This is a genomic window from Pinibacter aurantiacus (assembly GCF_019130065.1).
Lineage (GTDB): Bacteria > Bacteroidota > Bacteroidia > Chitinophagales > Chitinophagaceae > Pinibacter > Pinibacter aurantiacus.
Window position 1 is genome coordinate 136,451 of sequence record NZ_JAHSPG010000003.1, and the last position, 19,885, is coordinate 156,335.

General features: G+C 42.7%; 11 protein-coding genes. 5 read left to right on the top strand and 6 right to left on the bottom strand.

Going from position 1 to position 19,885, the window contains the following annotated elements:
• Window positions 1-147 precede the first annotated feature (147 nt).
• The 3 genes from KTO63_RS06385 to KTO63_RS06395 all read right to left on the bottom strand — a co-directional run bounded on the left by KTO63_RS06385 (window position 148) and on the right by KTO63_RS06395 (window position 7,433).
• Window positions 148-5,490 carry a CHAT domain-containing protein gene (locus tag KTO63_RS06385; RefSeq protein WP_217790412.1) on the bottom strand — a complete coding sequence of 1,781 codons (5,343 nt, stop codon included), beginning with the start codon at window positions 5,488-5,490 and terminating at the stop codon, window positions 148-150.
• Window positions 5,491-5,607: 117 nt separating this feature from the next.
• Window positions 5,608-6,816 (bottom strand): OmpA family protein, encoded by a 1,209-nt coding sequence (locus KTO63_RS06390; RefSeq protein WP_217790413.1) that lies wholly within the window; start codon window positions 6,814-6,816, stop codon window positions 5,608-5,610.
• Window positions 6,817-6,977: 161 nt separating this feature from the next.
• Window positions 6,978-7,433 carry a hypothetical protein gene (locus KTO63_RS06395; RefSeq protein ID WP_217790414.1) on the bottom strand — a complete coding sequence of 152 codons (456 nt, stop codon included), beginning with the start codon at window positions 7,431-7,433 and terminating at the stop codon, window positions 6,978-6,980.
• Window positions 7,434-7,902: 469 nt separating this feature from the next.
• On the opposite strand from KTO63_RS06395, the gene KTO63_RS06400 reads away from it, so the two are divergent.
• A complete protein-coding gene (locus KTO63_RS06400; protein WP_217790415.1) occupies window positions 7,903-8,838 on the top strand; it encodes an AraC family transcriptional regulator in 936 nt (311 codons plus the stop codon).
• A gap of 138 nt (window positions 8,839-8,976) precedes the next feature.
• On the opposite strand, the gene KTO63_RS06405 is transcribed toward KTO63_RS06400, so the two are convergent.
• Both KTO63_RS06405 and KTO63_RS06410 read right to left on the bottom strand, forming a co-directional pair.
• Window positions 8,977-9,360, bottom strand: a complete 384-nt coding sequence (locus tag KTO63_RS06405; RefSeq protein ID WP_217790416.1) for a DUF3037 domain-containing protein — start codon at window positions 9,358-9,360, stop codon at window positions 8,977-8,979.
• The gene (locus tag KTO63_RS06410) at window positions 9,338-10,135 is read right to left on the bottom strand and encodes a HipA family kinase (protein ID WP_217790417.1); all 798 of its coding nucleotides are present in this window, start codon (window positions 10,133-10,135) and stop codon (window positions 9,338-9,340) included. The genes KTO63_RS06405 and KTO63_RS06410 overlap by 23 nt, the downstream gene beginning before the upstream one ends.
• A 269-nt stretch (window positions 10,136-10,404) precedes the next feature.
• On the opposite strand from KTO63_RS06410, the gene KTO63_RS06415 reads away from it, so the two are divergent.
• From KTO63_RS06415 to KTO63_RS06425, 3 genes are all read left to right on the top strand, one after another.
• Window positions 10,405-11,382: an ABC transporter ATP-binding protein gene (locus tag KTO63_RS06415; RefSeq protein WP_217790418.1), complete on the top strand. Its 978-nt coding sequence runs from the start codon at window positions 10,405-10,407 to the stop codon at window positions 11,380-11,382.
• 151 nt (window positions 11,383-11,533) lie between these two features.
• Window positions 11,534-12,436 (top strand): helix-turn-helix domain-containing protein, encoded by a 903-nt coding sequence (locus tag KTO63_RS06420; protein ID WP_217790419.1) that lies wholly within the window; start codon window positions 11,534-11,536, stop codon window positions 12,434-12,436.
• A gap of 58 nt (window positions 12,437-12,494) precedes the next feature.
• A complete protein-coding gene (locus KTO63_RS06425; RefSeq protein WP_217790420.1) occupies window positions 12,495-12,944 on the top strand; it encodes an SRPBCC domain-containing protein in 450 nt (149 codons plus the stop codon).
• Window positions 12,945-13,118: 174 nt separating this feature from the next.
• Here the strand turns inward: KTO63_RS06425 and KTO63_RS06430 are convergent, their stop codons facing one another.
• Complete coding sequence (locus KTO63_RS06430) at window positions 13,119-13,532, bottom strand: response regulator (RefSeq protein WP_217790421.1); 414 nt, start codon at window positions 13,530-13,532, stop codon at window positions 13,119-13,121.
• Window positions 13,533-13,694: 162 nt separating this feature from the next.
• On the opposite strand from KTO63_RS06430, the gene KTO63_RS06435 reads away from it, so the two are divergent.
• Window positions 13,695-19,814 (top strand): HAMP domain-containing protein, encoded by a 6,120-nt coding sequence (locus KTO63_RS06435; protein ID WP_217790422.1) that lies wholly within the window; start codon window positions 13,695-13,697, stop codon window positions 19,812-19,814.
• The last annotated feature ends 71 nt before the right edge of the window (window positions 19,815-19,885 follow it).

Below are 19,885 nucleotides of genomic sequence, written 5' to 3' on the forward strand. Positions count from 1 at the left end.
TAAGAGAGTCTGAAATTTAAAACAGCCCTTAGTGGGGCTTAGTGTCCTCAGTGCCCGCCCGGATGAACCGGTTCGGACGGGCCTTTGTGTTGAAAGAGAGGCTAGCACACTTCTAACTCCTAACTTCTAACTCCTAACTCCTAATTCCTAACTTAAAAGCAACTTCTCCACTCCTTCCCTCAGCGCATCAACCCTTTCCTTCAATGCTGCGCGATACGATAAAGAGGAATTCGCAATCACATCAGAAAGCATTTCAAGATTCTCTATCTCTGTTAGTTGCTTGCCTTTCGAAGCAGCGTCCTTCCAATTCTTTTTGTACCAGTTCACAAATCCTTTCCATGTATGGTCGGCATCTATTTTCGCAACATCACCGCCCATTACGATCCATGAAAGATATGCCCACAAATATTCCATCGATTCCCAGTAATCCAGTTTGCGGTTATAGTTCGCCAAAGACATCATTCTGGATTTTATTCTGCGGAGATATTTCAGGTTTATCTTTTTATCAGCCGCAGCTTTTTCTTTTTTATCTGTCAGCGAAATACGAAGCACCATCAGGTTACAAAGCGCTTTTATATTGTCACTTCTTTTTTCAATCGCCTGTTCATAAAAATCCATCGCGTTCGCATAGGCTGCAAGCTTTTCCTTCTTATCCTTACTCACCAATGCTTTCCGCTTGTACGTCTCCGCAATAAGATTAAGCCTTTCAGAAGTTTTATTGATAACAGATAATTTCTGCAACTCGTTTACAATGCCGTCTATTTCAGCAGTAACAGAAAGCTTATTGTTCGACAGTTTATAATCGACCACCAGTTTCTTCGCTTTCGCAATGCAATATTTCTCCAAAGCAGATACAGAAAAATCAGCATGCTCCTCCGCACGCAATAAATCAAATTTCACAATGGCAGATTCATACTCACCAAGTTCATAGTAGATCAGCGCTTCCTGCTCCAGTGTTTTGCCGCTTCTTATTTCCGCTTTATCAACAGCCGCGGATATCATTTTCAGCTTTGCTTTTGATTTATTGGAAGTGCTTAATCTTGTATCGAGGTTGCGTCGCAGGTTGATGAGTTGTATTTCCGCTTCATCTCTGATAAGGAACACAGGCGCTTCTTCTTTCTTTGTACTTCTTGATGTTCTGCTCTTCAACTTGTAGTATGGATCGCCGTAGCATTGATAAGCGCCCCAGGTATTATTGCTGCCACCGAATTTTTCAAAAATAACTCCCCGTGCTTTTTTAACGGCTTCGCCAAATGTTTCACCACTCAACATCTCTGAGTAGAACTTGATTGCAAACTCAGAAGCCGCATCATCCGCAACTGCCCAGCCGGCGGCTATTACAGCCTTCACCCCCATTTCAATAAGCTCCGTTCCTATATTGGCGGCAAGCCTGTATCTGTTGGCAAAATAGTTTTCATAGGCTGCATCTACTTTTCCTAAATGGCAACAGTTTACAAACACCAATTCAGGAACGGTACTCATTTGCTTGATCGCGTTAACCGACAAAAACAAATTCTTTCCAATCACCATTCCGGAATCATTCACAGACGTAGGATCAAAAAGACCGTGACCCGCGAGGTGTATTATTTTAAACTCGTTGCTGTAAAGTGCAGGAATTATTTCTGCAGCAGTTTGGCCAATGATGGAAATCTTGTTATAGTTATTTACCTCCAACAATTTTTCAACATTGGAACCTTCTTTTTCCGCTCCCTTTAATTGAGGCAGAAAGCCGCCTAAAACAGGATCAGCAACGATCAATGCAAGATCTGCAGAAGCCCTTCTTATATCGGCCCTGTAGTTTGTAGTGGCCAGTTGTCTTATCATTCCTGCATTTATACACAGTGGTTTTGCATCACTTGTACTGTCTTGCAACAACTCCCATGGATAGGACGCAGCATTTTTATCTAACACCCAAAGAATACTTCCTTTCTTTTTAAGATTCTGCTTAAACTCATTAGGAATCATCAATTCGAAAAGCGTTTTAGCATACGTCGCATTCCAGTTATTTTGTGTGGACATCTGTTCAATGAAAAGATCAATAAGCGGCGTACTGCTAAACATTTCATTCTCTTCTTCTCTTGCATCACCGGTACTTACATTGAATACGATACTGGAAACTTCTTTTACAACATCTTTATCGTTGTACTTATAAATATCTTTTGTTGTTTTAAAATCTACAGAAACCCTGTTCCACCAAGCTTCCGAGATAGCTGTAGAAATAAGGTTTTTCTGCGCGCCAAACATTTCACGGATTTTCCTGTTGGCGATCCTTATGTTGTAACTGCTGTTTTCATTGTTTTCAATTTTTGTCAGCGTGTACAAACAGCTCAACGCTTTATCCTCGTACAGTTCTACAAACTCAAGGTTCTGCACAAGTTTTACGGCTTCATCATCCTTCTGCACCTTCAGCATTTTTGCATTGGCACTGTTCACCCCTTCAATAATTGCTTTGATGGAATTTTCAATTGACAATCCGCCATATCCGCAACCGATCATCAATGTAGATATACCGATTTCGATCTTGCCAAGCTTCTTATTATTGATGTTTAGCAGATGCTTCAGAATGCCTTTCTCTACCGTTGTTGTGAGCAGGTATGGAGTAAGCTTTCCCGGCTCACCAAGGCCAACAATAATGGCACCGGAAATTCTATCGGTCTCTTCATTGCCACTCACAATAGTGTTTGTTCCAATCTCGCCGGGATAAATACCGAGCGTATGCCTCTTTACCAGGTTGTTGTCCAGCGCATTGTTGATCGCAGCTTCAGCGTATAAAATACCGTCGTTCAAAAAGTGGCCGGCAAGCACATGGTATGATGCGTAATCCAGGCAACCGCAACTGATGGATACCGATAATGGCACCTGGCTTGGTTGCTGTACATTCTCACCGGAAATACCAAGTATCGTATTGGAAACACCTCTTTCGGAAAGATCAAAATTGTGCACAACAGGCATGCGGAACTGTTGCTCACTGCCCCTCACTACCGGCCTTTCATTGGTCAATGCAGCGGTAGAACCATTGGCAAGAATTTGTTCGATGCCATCAAATATTTTGGGTTCGTTCGCCAAAGCACCGTGAGATACTCCAACATAATACACCTGTTTCTTGTCAAGCTTTTTAGGAATACCAAGTTCCCATGTCACACTTTGATCGCCTTCTCCTGTGCTTAAAAAAACAAGCTCTGTTCTCGGAGGAATGTTATCATTGAAATAACCGCTGGGTGTAGCCTTGTCTTTACCCGCGATGTAAACAATATTGCTGTAATCAATATCATCAGTCTTTGCAACTATATTATCTCTGTACTTTGTAAAAGTGTCCAGCAAATCTTTTGACGGCAGCGGCCAGTCACCATCACCCAACGCATCTGCCATATTTTTCCATGTATCCAATTTCCCAAAATCATTTTTATCATCGGTTGTAAGCGGCAACAGGCTTAGTATTCCGGGAAAGGAAGAAAACATGGTTAACAACTCTTTCTTTGTATGCTTCATATCAAGCATATTAAGCGAGTTGATAATAGAATCATTGCCAAACAAGACGGTGAGTATCCTGTAAGATCCACCCAGCGGAGACCCGAGATACAGCAACCTGAAGCCTGATGAGGCATTCAACTTCGTCCATGTGTCGTTGTGATTAATAATAAAATCACGCACCAGCACACCGCCCATCGAGTGCCCTATTATTTTTATCGGCTGGTTGTATTTAAGCAGCTCAACTATTTTATCATTAAAATCACTTGCGCACTCGTTCAACTGTTTTCTCCAGTCAAAAGGATATACCACTACATCGTAGTTGTGCGACAACCGCGTTGCCAGTTGTTTATAAGAAGTAGCGATCAGCGAAGTGGCTGTGATGGAATTATCATCAAGCCTTTCCATCCTGAACAATCCGCCCAGCAAAGAAGCTCCATAATTTAGCCACACTTTATCTTTTCCCTTGGAAAGATTGGAACCCATAATACCGGGCAGCAAAACAACAATTGGTTTGTTGCCTGTTGGCACATTTGGAAACGGAGGAAGTTCGCCGTGCTCGATGCCAAGGAACGCTCTGTCACTTGCCGGTACGTCATACTGATTCACACTTGTAAATCCGGGAATAGCAACGCCGTCATCAGCTTTCAGCGCTTCATTGATCGCTGCTCTTGTTTTGGCGTTGAAGAAATAATTGAAGTGATTGACATCGCCGCCCTGATCAAAAAAATACTGAATGTTGCCGTTCCTGCGTGTTCCCAGGTACATCGAATCCGTGTTCACCACAAGATCATTTCTTTGGCCAAAAAATAATTTGCCTAAAATGATACCAAAGCTTTTAACACTAAGTCCAATTTTTCCATTTCCTGAAATCACCGCCAGCGAGCCCCCACCAATGGCAGCATTGTCGCTTCTATCATTCAGGACTTTTACAAATGGAGAATCGGGACTCATCGCTTCTATACCCGGCAATGCATTTGCATCTTCTTTTGTCTTTACAGTTTCTGCGACCAGCTCTTTTAGAATGTCTGCAACAGGATTTGCAGCACCACCCAACAAATTAAAGAACGCATTGAATATATTATCGAGTCGTTTTGAGGCAAGCCTTGTTCCAGCGGCGGGACATGCAACGCGAATAAATTTCTTAACCTTAATTTTTCTTTTACCAAATTCCCTGTCCAGTTCTTTAATGCAATTAATATCGTCGTCCCTGCCTTCAATTTTCAGCAAGCGTATATGCTCATCAGTAAATCCCAGAAAACTTTTATCATCCTCTTTTGAATAGCGGCAAATAATATCGCCCAACAGACCACCACGTGAATGGCTTATTATGTGCAGGTTTGCTTCCACCGGCAATTGCTTCACCAAATCGAGCACATTGCGAAGAGGACTTTGTGTAAGTGTGCGATGCTCAAAGGCCAATACCTTTTTATAACTACTCTGCATGAAATCCCAAACCTGCGAGCCTTTAAACTTCTGGTAAGCGCCTACGGTGTTGGAATTGGTTCCATGTATAAACAACAGAACCGGTGAATCGGAAGCTTTATCATCCGGCTGATATTTCCCTAAAGAAAAATCACTATTGAACACACACAGCCCTTCCGTTTTTCCTACTAACTTATCTTCCAGTCTTTCTGCAATTGATTTCACTCCATCAGGAACAGACTTTTTCACAAACACATTGAGCAACTTCAACGCAGCTTGTCCCACAATGCCTCTTTCGCTGTCTACATTTGCAATGGCAGTGGGCACTACAAACTCTCCGGCCCTGTTTGGAATATTTACATCGGGAAACAACTCATGCAAAGTGGCAGCATCGCACATCCAGCTGGAGTCATCGTCAAACACAAATTCCAGCAAATGATCGGGGTTGTCAAGATCTATTGCATGACTATCCTGTGTGCCTCTCGTAGCTGCACCAATCTGATAGCTTGCTTTCAATTCAGCGCCCTTAATTGAAGAAACACCAGCATTCTTCAGCTCGCCCTTAACTATTAATTGCTTTGGATTTAGTTGGGTCACAATGGGTAGTATTTGGTATATAATAATTGAATAACCGAATAACTGAATAACTGAACTTTAAGCGCAAATCGCCTCACAAGTTCAGTTATTCAGTTATTCAGTTATTCTGTCATTCAGTTATTTCTCCCTCACGCTTACCGCCACTCTTCTATCCTTAATACGATCTTCTTCCGGCGCCGTGGCAGGGTATTTCGCATATTGGGAACCGTAACCCTCTGCTTTCACAACCTGCGCGCCAACGCCCGCATCCTGCAAAGCTTTTGTAACGGCGTTTGCCCGGTCGTAAGATAGTTTTACGTTGGCTGCCTCATCTCCAACTTTGTCTGTATAGCCGCCCACTTTTATTTTCACTTTTGGAAATGCCTTTAGTATCTGCACAATATTGTCTACTTCCTTGCGGCTCTCAGGAACAATTTCCGCTGTCGCAAATTTAAAGTTGAGTTCAGTAAAATCAAACCAGTTCTCTTTGCCTGCCATCTTTGTGGAGTCTTTAATAAACGCAACCAACTCATCTTCTATACCACCTTTGTATGCATCGATTTCCACGCCATTCGGCAGAATCAATTTCAGCGATTCCCGAACGGGAACTGTGGCTGTTGTTGTAGTGTCATGCTTTTCTTCATGGGCAACCGTTTCCGTTACTGCTGTTTCATCATGCTTTTCACCATTGCAACTACGCATAAGCCACCACATGATACACAAGAAAAACAATCCAAGCAAGATCCAATAAACAAGATTACTTTTTGGCGGCTCTACCGCTGCGGACACTGAAGGCACACGATGAGGTGCAGGGCCATGCGAACCATACAACTTCGTAATGTCAAAACCCGCCGGCACGCTACCGAGCACCGCGTTCTTTTGACTTGATAAAAAAGAAGATAAACTTCCGGCAGACAAATTATTATCAACGGCATGTTTTCCCAAAAGTCCCAGTATAAGCGGAACAATGGAACCAAACAACGCCGACGAGGTAGACCCTTTTAAACCCAGGCTACCAGACACAGCATTCGCAATACTGCCAAACTTATCTCCAAAAATGCCCGATAGTAAACCGGGCGCAAGTGCCGGTATGCCACCACCTTCATGACTGAATGAACCCGCAAAATTTTGCAAAATACCGCTATTGAATGCCTGCTTTGCAAAATTGAAAATTGTATCCGCACCACCTGCTTCTGCTTTTTGAATAATGCCTGCCATCGAAAGTGGCACTGCTGCCGCAACCCCTCTTGTTATATTGTTTTCAGACTCTCCCAAATAACTTGCGGCTTTGGAAATAACATCCGCAGGTAAATAGCTTTTTACCGCATCCAGTAAATTGAAGGCCATAGATTGCTTTTTTGTTGTTGGGGTTAACAACAGAGAGGGAAAATAGTTCAGGGAAGCAATAACTGAATAACTGAACTTATAAGGCGACATCCCCCTTCTGTTCAATTATTCAATAGCTCAATGACTCAACAACTCAGTTATTCAGTTACTCAGTTATTCAGTTATTCCAGTGACGACTTCGAGGACAAGCCAAAAAGTATGTTCAACATGTAAATGAACTGGGCAATGATAAATGCACAGATGAGGATGATGATAGAAGTTACATAGCTATGATCAATCGTATCAACCCCTACAATATCAATGTATCGCCTAGGTTTGTTTACATTGTTTGATTGCAAGGCAGAAAGGAAAAGAAATATGGCAGCAACAGTTATCACCACATGCAGCCAGGTAAGTATGCGTGAATACAAAAAATTATTGGTAGCCCTGTAGAGAAGCCAGAAAAAACCAAGGAAAACCACACCACAAAGACAAATCATTTTTAAGGAAAGTACATAGTATGCGTCGTTGTAGTGAAGATTGGCGGTTTCATCTCTTATGAAAATAGATGCAATAAAAAGCATGGTCGCTGCGAAAAGCAGTAAGTTAAATGGTTGGTTTATAAATTTTGATTTCAAAATTTACTATTTGGGGTTATTCTCAATTGATGGCAAAGCCTTACGGTCATGAAAATACTCATTTTCATGAACAGTCGAAAGTCTTTATTTTACTGCATTGAAGAAGTTGTAGAACAATTGGTTAGAAGAAATGCAATCTAATAAAAAAGAAAGAGCAGCAGCTTTCGCCACCGCTCTTCATTATCCGACACCTGTTCATTACTATGAAAAAATCCTGATTTGTCCCCGCTGTGTAATAATGCCGTCCTTTGCTTGCCTAAGATCGTTCCATCAATTGTGGTTTTTCACTAAATCTCGTTACAGGCCGGAGCTACCCACTTACCACCATTTCAGTCAGTCACACCTCTAACTTCCCCTTTTATTTTTTTCTGGTACTGCACTTTAGTACTTATTTATAGCACAATCGTACTTTAGTTTTTCAGCCTTGGATTATTTTTTAGTATTTTGATCTAACCAAAAACGTTCGGTTGTGCCTAGTCATAATTATTTGAACACCATTAGCCTCACTCCCCGCAAAGAGCTGCAAAAACTTGTGGAGAACAGGCGTGTGTTCAATCTCAACAACTGCGAACTGAACATATTTGAAAGCTACGAGGAAACTTATCGTGTTCCGCTTACCTTCAATGATTTTGTAATTACCAGCATGATGCGGGGAAAAAAGATCGTGCATCTTTTTAATAAACCAGAATTCACTTACGTACCCGGAGAAACGGCAATCGCCGCCGGGAACGAACCCATGGTAATTGATTTTCCTGAAGCATCAGAGCTTAATCCAACACAGTGTGTAGCACTCACCGTAGATTCCAAATATATCAATGATACGCTCGGCTATTTAGATAGTCATTACAACAGCGATCCAGACATTAAGCATAACTGGAAACTGCAGTTTAATCAATACCACTTCAACAACGATGCTGAGATCACGGATGTCATCAACAAACTGATCCGCATTTGTAGCAGCAGCGATACTGCGAAGAACATTTATGCAGATCTCAATCTAAAAGAGCTACTGATAAGACTTGTCCAAAGCCAGCACTTGGTACAAACTGCGAGTGAAGCATCAGAAACAAGCAATCGTACAAGACTTCATTACATCCTCAACTATATTCACGAAAACCTTACCGGCAAAATTGCCGTTGATACGCTAAGCCGCAAAGCGTACATGAGCCGCAATGATTTCTTCAAATGGTTTCGTCAGCAATTCGGCATCACACCGCTTGATTATATTAACAATGAAAGAATAAAACTTGCTAAACAATTGCTTGCATACAATGGCCATACCATCACCGAAATAAGCTACAGATGCGGCTTTACCGACGTAAATTATTTTGTGAGGCTATTTAAAAAAGTAGAAGGCATTACACCTAAAGTCTACAGAGATTTGAGTGGTATGCGGGTGGGATAAGCCTACATCAAACTGTTTGAATATTTCTTTTACCACTAAGGCACTAAGGACACTAAGTTTCGCTAAGTGTTGTTTTAATTTCAGACTCTCTTAGTGAGTCTTAGTGTCCTTAGTGCCTTAGTGGTAAAGATTCGAGACTCACACCACAAACTCTTCAAACAACTTTTTCGCCGCTTTCTGCGGTTCCGCGCAAAATCCCGGATGTACTTTAGAAGTTTGAATTATCGTGCTGCGTGTTGCAGTCAGCCAGCGGAAACGTGATGCTACATCAAGTTTTGCAATAGGCCCACCATTAGTATCTCCGGCGGCAATTAATGCAAAAGCTTTCAAATAGTCACGTAGCTGGTCAATATCAATATCTGCATATAATGCACGAAGACGCTCTTGGTCGAGCGCATAAATCGTTTCTAAAAAAACAGGTTTACGACAGTACAGCACGATCCCAACGTTCAGAAATTCTTCACGCTCTACGCGAGGCACTACACGTATAACGGCGTACTCAAATAAGTGATTTTCTTGCATGTTGTGCTTCTTTTACAAAAACGTTGGATTGCGCGATACGCGTTGTTAAAAATTGTACATACACCTGTTTTATTTCCTGCGGTGTCATATCTTCTCCATAACCTGTCAGCCATTCATCGGGCACGGTACTAACGATTGATTGAATGCGATCACTCGTCAATATCTCACGGAATCTTTCATCTACTTTCTCCAATTCACTAGCCTGCGGAAGCAATACATGATCTTTCACCATAGCGAATGGCCTCACCGCCTGCTCTTCCCAATTGCTCCATGAATGATGAAAATATAAGGACGCACCATGATCGATCAGCCAAAGTTCACGGTGCCACATCAGCATATTGGTATTGCGTGCAGTGCGGTCAACATTGGTCAACAGGCAATCCATCCACACAATTTGCGAAGCCAATAATGGATCGAGCTTTGTCACCACAGGATCATAAGTAATGGCGCCTGACAAATAATGTATCGCAAGATTCAGCCCCACGCTCGCTTTCAATAAGTCCTGTATTTCTTCATCCGGTTCTGTGCGGCCGAATGCTGTATCAAGATTTGCAAAAACTATCTCTGGCATTTTCAGTCCGAGCGCTCGTGCAATTTCTCCACCGATCAATTCCGCCACAAGCGCCTTCACTCCCTGTCCCGCCCCGCGAAATTTAAGCACATACTTAAATCCATCATCCGCCTCGGCAATGGCAGGCAGCGAACCGCCCTCACGCAACGGCGTCACATAACGCGTTACATTAACCGTTCTTATTTCTGGTTCAGAAAAATTCATAGTGCAATATAGGAAGTTAGTTGAGAGTTGAGAATGGAGAGTGGAGAATGGAGAGTTGTCGAAGAGATTGCCAGTAGCCAGCTACCTCCAGCCAGCGTTGAGGAGAAATAGCCTTTCCATCATTAACCAGTTTGATTATTTAAAGAGATGTTGCGCACAACTACGGGCCGCTGGCTGAGCGTTGCTGGCCATTATTTCCCAACAACTCTCAACTCTCCACTCTCAACTCTCAACTTATTTGTATTTTCACGCCTCCAAATCCTGAACCGATGACCTTTTTACAAGTAACAGATATCTACAAACGTATTGAAACCAGTGATGTTTTGAATGGTGTAAGTTTTTCGCAAAACAAAACGCAAAACATTGCCATTGCGGGCGAGACAGGATCAGGAAAAAGCACATTGCTCAAATCTATCGCCGGACTTTCACAACCGGATCAGGGGAACATTTATTTTGAAGGCACTCGTGTGGAAGGGCCAGCGGAAAAATTAATTCCGGGACATGCAGGTATCGCCTATCTATCGCAACACTATGAATTGCTGAACAATTACAGGGTAGAAGAATTATTGTCTTACGCAAACGAGCTACCGGAAGAAGAAGCCAACAAACTGTTTGACATCTGCGAAATAAGCCATTTGCTTAAACGCAGAACAGACAAGCTTTCCGGCGGGGAAAAGCAACGCATTGCCATGGCGAGACTGCTCATTTCTTCACCGCGACTTTTATTGCTCGACGAACCATTTTCCAATCTTGATCTCATCCATAAAAACACACTTAAAAAAGTCATCAAAGACATCCAGGAACATTTGGGCACCTCTTGTATCATCTGCTCACACGATCCGTTTGATACGCTTTCATGGGCCGATGAGATTATCGTTTTAAAAAATGGGAAAATTGCACAACAGGGCACCCCACAGGAAATTTACAAACATCCCACCAACGAATATGTGGCTGGACTCTTCGGTTCTTACAACTTAATACCGGCAGACAACGCCGGCATTTTTGGAAAATTTATTTTGGCAGGAAGCAATCTCCTGATTCGTCCCGAAAGTTTTAAAATTGTCGGCGCAGAAACCAACAATGCGATCAAAGGCATTGTGAAAAAAGTAAGCTTCGAAGGAAGTCTTCACGACTTAACAATCACCATTCCGGGAACGACTATTACTGCAAAAACGATTGACAATCATTATAAGGAAGGAGACATTGTTTATCTGACATTGTCTGCGGGTGATGTGTGGTATTTGTAGTGGCCAGGGCCGGTAGCCGGTGTTTCCGTGCAACTAATTCTTGAACTACATACAGCACAATAATGTAAAGTATGCTGCCTCTGGCTACTGGCTGCCGGCCTCTCTTGCTCCTCCCCAACCTCTTTTGTAAATTTGCCTTTCAACATTTCCCATGGAAGAAAAACTCGAACGCATCATTGACAACAGGATCATCCGTTCTACTACATGGACATTTGATGAAATCAAAATGGGACATGCCATTTCAAGTGCCGAAGTGGGAAGCGTTTTTTCCGCAAGTCAGCAAAACTCCGATGTTGTTCGTTTGCACTTTGGATTGAAAGGAGACTATGCATTCACTTACAAGCAGCTTAATAAAACATACGACCTTATTGGCGGCCATCACAACATTATGTTCTCGAAAGACTTTGACATTGTAGTGCAAAACAAAACCGCCGAAGTGGAAACATTTGGCGTACAATTTCCCAGGGCAGTCTTTGTCAACTTCACACAAAACGCTACTGACGCATTGAAGCGATTTGCGGAAGCGATCATGAATGATGAAAGCATTATGCTTAGCGAAAACTGGGGCAGTATTGACTCGCCGATCCAGCAAGTAATACAACAAGTGATCAATTGCAATTATAGCGGCGATCTTAAAAAACTCTTCATGCTTTCTAAATGCATCGAGTTATTGGTGCTTTGCGCGGAGTCGTATGATCTTGCCAACAAAAAAGATCCCTTCATTAAAAACAAAGCTGATAAAGAAAAGATCATTGCCGTGCGCGACCTCATCAATGAAAGAGTGACCGACCCGCCTAACCTTTCACAAATTTCAAGATTGGTTGGTCTTAATGAATACAAGCTGAAACGCGGCTTTAAGGAAACATTCAACAACACAGTGTTTGGTTATCTTGCAGAACAACGTTTGCACCTGGCCCATCAATATTTGCGCGACACTAAAAAAACAGCCGCAGAAATTTCGTACGAACTTGGCTATGCAACACCTCAGCATTTCAATAACGCTTTCAAGAAGAAGTTTGGTCTCACACCTTTTTCCGTTAGAAATAATCCGTAAAATGCAATCCATCCAATAACAATCTGCCTAACATTGCATAAACAGAAAAACAATTACCATGAGCAATCCATTAATCGTAAAAAACACCATCGTTATAAATGCACCTGCTTCAAAAGTTTGGGACACATTAACGAAGCCTGAAGAAACCAAAAAGTACATGTTTGGCTGCGAAACCGTTTCCGACTGGGAACAGGGAAGCCCTTTGCTTTGGAAAGGAAACTTCAACGGCCAGGATATGGTGGCGGTGAAAGGCACCATCGTAAATATTCAACCAAAAAAGTTTTTGGAATACACCACCATTGATCCAAACTCAGGCATAGCAGATGTTCCGGAAAATTACCTCACCGTAACATACGAACTAACGCCGCAAAATGGAGAAACATTACTTACCGTAACACAAGGCGACTACAGCAAAGTTGGCGACGGCGATAAACGCTACGACGAAGCTATATCTTCGGGAGGCTGGCAACCAATCTTGGTGGAGATTAAGAAAGTGGCCGAAGAGTGACAAATAATTATGAATGATGAATAGAGGTGACGTCCCAAATTCATCATTCATCATTCATAATTCTCGCCTTCTCAAATCGGGGAAATAATTCCACAAATTTTCTACTTGCAATCCATTGCATAGCAGGTTATTAAAAATCGTGGAATAAAATTTTGTGAAGAAAAAAATGCTTTCTCATTTTACAAAGGAAAGCATGTGCCGGGCAATGTCAGAAAATGAGGCGATATCGTTTGGCTTAATAATGTAGTCTACCACTCCCATATCAAAACTCATAGTCTTAAAAACCGGCGATTTTGACGTGCTCCAAACTATTTTAGGAATGTCGCTGTAGCGTTCGTCCTCGTTAATTATTGTAAGTATTTCAACGCCTGTAAGTTCGGGAATGTTATAATCGAGAATGATCAGTGACGGTAATTGCGCGTCCTGTATGCTTTCCAGGTATGAGACAAACTTGCGCCCATTGGTAATACAAATAATATCCACCTCCGGATCTATCTCACGAAGAGCGCTTGATAAAAGCTCCTGGTCATCGGCATCATCCTCCGCTAAAAGTATGGATCGTGTGGGTTGGCTTAAAGGTACTCTCATATTTGCGCTCGTAAGCAAAGCGAGTGCTAAGATACTATTTCGCCTGCTGCGATAAAATATTACATGATAAAAATTTAAAATAAATTTCCACATTATGGCGTGTGTTGCAACTTTAAACATGGCCTTTTATTTGTAACATAGTTCGTTACAACAACTGTTAAAATGAGCACTCGCAAAAAGTATCCTGCCAATCAACCCAACAACGAAGCAACCGAAACTTTATCACCTGTAGCAAACGGCACAGCCACCAAAAAGAAAAGTACTGCAAAAATCAACGAAGATTTCCAGAGTGATGAATTGGATACACGACAATTACTTCAGGTACTTTCCGAAGCAAAGGGCGGTAATTTTAGTGTAAGAATGCCTGTTGACAAAGTAGGTGTAAACGGGAAAATATGCGATACTGTTAATGAAATTCTTTCGCTCAACGAACTGTTGGTAGAAGAACTTTTACTGGCAAGAAATACCATTGGTAAAGAAGGAAAACTCAATCACCGTGTGGAGCTTCCACGCGCAGCGCGTGGTTCATGGAACACGGCTGTCGATTCTATCAACACTTTGATCTCCGATCTTGTACATCCCACCATTGAAATTGCACACGTAATCAGCTCTGTGGCAAAAGGAAATTTGTCACAAGAAATGCCATTGCAAATCGGTAACCACCGCTTGCAGGGCGAGTTTGCACGCATTGCCACTGAAGTAAACGGAATGGTGAAACAGCTGAACCTCTTTTCAATGGAGGTTACACGTGTTGCCCGTGAAGTAGGTTCTGAAGGTAAACTCGGCGGACAAGCGAAAGTAAAAGATGTAGCGGGTGTGTGGAAAGATCTTACGGATTCTGTGAACCAGATGGCAGGTAATCTTACGGCGCAGGTGCGTAACATTGCGGACGTAACTACCGCAGTGGCGAAAGGAGATCTATCCAAAAAAATTACGGTGGATGTAGAAGGAGAAATTCTTGAACTGAAAAACACCATCAATACGATGGTGGACCAGTTGAACTCATTCTCCTCTGAGGTTACGCGTGTGGCTCGTGAGGTGGGTACAGATGGTAAGCTCGGCGGACAGGCCGAAGTAAAAGGTGTTGCGGGTACATGGAAAGATCTCACAGATTCCGTAAACCAGATGGCATCTAACCTGACTGGCCAGGTGCGTAACATTGCCGAGGTAACAACTGCTGTGGCCCGTGGTGACCTGTCAAGAAAAATTACAGTGGACGTAAAAGGAGAAATCCTTGAGTTAAAGAATACGATCAACACAATGGTGGATCAGCTGAACTCATTTTCATCTGAGGTAACACGTATGGCTAGAGAAGTGGGATCGGAAGGAAAGCTTGGTGGCCAGGCAACGGTAAAAGGAGTTGGTGGTGTGTGGAAAGATTTGACAGAGTCTGTAAACCAAATGGGATCAAACCTTACAGCGCAGGTGCGTAACATTGCGGAGGTGACGACAGCCGTGGCAAATGGCGATTTGTCAAGAAAAATTACGGTGGATGTAAAAGGAGAAATTCTTGAATTGAAAAACACCATCAACACCATGGTGGACCAGTTGAACTCTTTCGCATCCGAGGTAACCCGTGTGGCGTTGGAAGTGGGTACAGAAGGAAAGCTCGGCGGACAGGCGCAGGTAAAAGGCGTTGGCGGTACATGGAAAGATTTGACTGACTCTGTAAACCAGATGGCATCTAATCTTACAGCGCAGGTGCGTAACATCGCAGAAGTAACAACAGCGGTAGCGAACGGTGACCTTTCTAAAAAAATTACGGTAAACGTAGAAGGAGAAATTCTTGAACTGAAAAAAACCATCAACACGATGGTGGATCAGTTGAACTCTTTCGCATCTGAGGTAACCCGCGTGGCACTTGAGGTTGGTACTGAAGGTAAACTTGGCGGTCAGGCGAAAGTACAGGGTGTGGGTGGTACATGGAAAGACTTGACGGAGTCTGTAAACCAGATGGGATCAAACCTTACAGCGCAGGTGCGAAACATCGCTGAGGTAACAACCGCTGTGGCAAAAGGTGATCTGTCAAGAAAAATTACGGTGGATGTAAAAGGAGAAATTCTTGAGTTGAAAAACACCATCAACACGATGGTGGACCAGTTGAACTCATTTGGTTCTGAGGTTACGCGTGTGGCGCTGGAAGTAGGTTCTGAAGGTAGGCTTGGTGGACAGGCGCAGGTAAAAGGTGTTGAAGGTCTTTGGAAAGACTTGACCGACTCTGTAAACATCATGGCGTCCAACCTTACATCGCAAGTGCGAAACATTGCCGAGGTAACGACAGCTGTTGCGAATGGTGACCTTTCCCGTAAAATTGAAGTGGACGTAAAAGGAGAAATTCTTGAACTTAAAAATACAATCAACACGATGGTGGATCAGTTGCGAGCATTCGCATCTGAAGTAACCCGTGTGGCTCGTGAGGTAGGTACAGATGGCAAGCTGGGCGGTCAAGCAAATGTACCCGGAGTTGGTGGTACTTGGAAAGACTTGACCGACTCGGTGAACCAGATGGCCGGCAACCTTACTGACCAGGTGCGTAACATTGCCGATGTGGCGATTGCCGTGGCGAATGGAGACATGTCGCGAAAAATCACGGTGGATGTACGCGGAGAAATTTTGCAATTGAAAGAAACGCTGAACACGATGGTGGATCAGTTGCGTGCGTTTGCATCCGAGGTAACGCGTGTGGCACGTGAGGTAGGTACAGATGGTAAACTGGGTGGGCAGGCTTTTGTACCGGGCGTTGCGGGTACATGGAAGGACTTGACTGACTCTGTAAACCAGATGACGGGTAACCTTACATCGCAAGTGCGTAACATCGCAGAAGTGACCAAGGCCGTGGCTTCCGGTGACTTGTCGAAGAAAGTAACGATCGATGTAAAAGGCGAAATCTTCGATTTGAAAAACACCATCAACACGATGGTGGATCAGCTGAACTCTTTTGCATACGAGGTAACGCGTGTGGCACGTGAGGTAGGAACAGAAGGTAAGTTAGGCGGACAGGCAGATGTACAGGGCGTTGCGGGCACATGGAAAGATTTGACCGACTCTGTAAACATGATGGCCTCTAACCTTACCAACCAGGTGCGTGGTATTGCAAAAGTTGTAACGGCCGTTGCAACAGGTAACTTGAAACAAAAACTATCGATTGTATCTCGTGGTGAGGTTGCTCAACTTACAGATACGATCAATGAAATGATTGATACGCTCGCAGTGTTTGGCGACCAGGTAACAAACGTTGCCCGTGAGGTGGGTGTTGAAGGTAGGCTGGGCGGACAGTCAAGCGTACCGGGCGCTTCCGGCATTTGGAAGAATCTTACAGAAAACGTAAACCAGCTTGCAGAAAACTTAACTACACAGGTGCGTGCGATCTCGGCGGTGGCTTCTGCGGTAACGAAAGGTGATCTTACACAGATGATTCGCGTGGAAGCAAAAGGTGAAGTAGAAGAGTTGAAAGACACTATTAACCAAATGATCGCAAACCTGAAACAAACAACTTTGCGTAACCAGGAACAAGACTGGTTGAAATCGAACCTTGCGAAGTTCACACAAATGTTGCAGGGACAAAAAGATCTGAACACAGTAACGCGACGCATCCTTTCTGAATTGGCGCAAGTTGTAAACGCACAGAAAGGTATGTTCTACATTTTGGAGCAAGATGAAAATTTACAAAATCAAAAATTAAAACTCTTCGCTGCATACGCCTATGGCGATGAAGTAAGTATATCTCGCGAGTTTGATCTTGGCCAGGGTTTGGTGGGTCAGTGCGCTGTTGATAAAGAAAGAATTTTGTTGACAAACGTTCCGAACAACTATAGTAAAATTGGATCTGGCCTGGGACAGGCAAATCCAGTGAATTTGATCGTGTTGCCGGTATTGTTCGAAACAGAAATCAAAGCTGTTATTGAACTTGCCTCTTTCGATACATTCAGCCAAACGCACCTTGACTTTTTAAGCCAGTTAACTGAAAGTATCGGTATCGTATTGAATACGATTGAAGCAAACTCACGTACGGAAGACCTGCTGGAACAATCACAATCTTTGACTGATGAATTAAGAAGAACCAACGAAGAGCTGCAGGATAAAGCTCACCTTCTGGTAAAACAAAAAGAAGAAGTGGAAGCGAAAAATAAAGAGGTGGAAGAAGCAAGAAAATCACTGGAAGAAAAAGCAGAACAATTACAGCTTACATCAAAATACAAATCAGAGTTCCTTGCAAACATGTCGCATGAGTTGAGAACACCGCTTAACTCATTGCTCATTCTTGCACAGCAGTTGTATGAGAACCATGAAGGCAACCTGAATGAAAAACAAGTACGCTACGCAAAAACCATTCACAGTTGCGGCGATGACCTCATTCAATTGATCAACGATATTCTCGATCTTTCTAAAATTGAATCCGGTTATATTTCTACAGACTTTATCAACCTGCGATTCAATGCAGTTATATCGTTTGTGGAAACAACCTTCAAGCATATCTCCGAAAGCAAGAATTTACGATTCAGTATTGAAATGGATGAGAAGCTTCCTGCAAGCCTTGAAACGGATGCACAACGTCTTAACCAGATCCTTAAAAACTTATTGTCAAACGCATTTAAATTTACCGAAAAAGGAGAAGTTAAGCTGCGCATTTATGAAGCAAGGAAAAACTGGAAACAAGGCATGATGCCAAGCCTTGATAATGCTGACGGAGTAGTTGCATTTGAAATTAGAGACACTGGTATTGGTATATCAAAAGACAAACAGAACATCATCTTTGAAGCGTTTCAGCAAGCAGAAGGTTCTACCAGCCGTAAATATGGCGGTACAGGTTTGGGGTTGTCTATCAGCCGTGGTTTGGCAGATCTGCTGGGTGGTTCTATAGAACTGGAAAGCGAAGCAGGCGCAGGAAGTACATTTACTCTCTTCTTACCTATCAGCTATAATCCTACAACAATCAAGAAGGAAAAACAAACAAGCCGCACTGTTAGTGAGTACAAATTGCCAGAAGCCATTGATGGAACGATTCACTCAGTGCCTACGATAAAGGTTGCCGAAACGAAAGACCTGGAGGGTCTCAACGAAATCATTAATGATATTGGCGATGACAGGAACAACATAACAAGCACAGACAAAGTAGTGTTGGTGGTTGAAGACGATATCCGCTTTGCAAAGATCATGATGGAAAAAGCGCACGAAATGGATATCAAAGTGATTGTAGCTACAAGCTTTGGCGAAGTACTCGATTTGACCAATAAATATAGCCCCATCGCCGTTACGCTGGATGTGAAGTTACCTGATGCAAGTGGTTGGCGCATTCTTGATCTCTTTAAAAATGATATCAACTTCAAACACATTCCGATTCATTTAATTTCAGGCGAAGAAAACAGATTGCTGGCTATGCAAAGAGGCGCGAAAAGCTTCAATCTGAAACCGCTCAAAGCAGAGGTCTTAACTATTTTGTTCGAGGATATTATCGAACAAACTGAACGCAAACAAAAACGTGTTTTGGTAGTAGAAGACAACGAACTCGATTCTTCACAAATCGCCAAAATACTTGATAATGGAGACTTGCTGAATATCGAAGTAGAATCTAGCGGTATGCGGGCATTGGAGTTGATCAGGAACAACTCTTATGATAGCATCATTGTTGACTATATGCTTCCCGATATCGGCGGACTGGAATTTGTAACTGAAATCAACACGATCAATAAGGGAAACTTAACGCCGATAATTATTTATTCCGCAAAAGATTTTTCACCGTCAGAACGTCTGAAACTTAAGCAATATGCCAACAAAGTTTTGCTGAAAAATGTAAACACACTGGATGTATTGCTGGAAGAATCGGTGCTGTGGCTGCATATAAATCACAAAGACCTTTTGCCGGAAAAACAAAAACTAATAGAGGACCTTCGCTCGAAGAAAGATATTCTGTCCAATAAAAAAGTACTGGTAGTAGATGATGATGTCAGAAACCTGTTTGCCTTGACCACTGCATTCGAGCGATACAATATCAACACAATAACTGCAGAAAGTGGCAAAGAGGCTATGCACATCTTAAGTGAAAACAACGACATCGATATTGTGCTGATGGACATCATGATGCCGGAAATGGATGGATATGAAACCACACAAAAAATAAGGCGTGAGCACAAGAACAATACATTACCGATCATTGCCGTTACCGCAAAAGCGATGAAAGGTGACAGGGAAAAATGTCTCGAAGCAGGCGCATCAGACTACATAACAAAACCGGTAAAAATTGACCAGTTGTTGTCGTTGATGAGAGTATGGTTGTATAAATAATGAAGAATAAAATGTCGTTCAATTAAGCTGTTTGAAAAAACTAAAAGAACGTTGTTTGTCATCCCGACGAA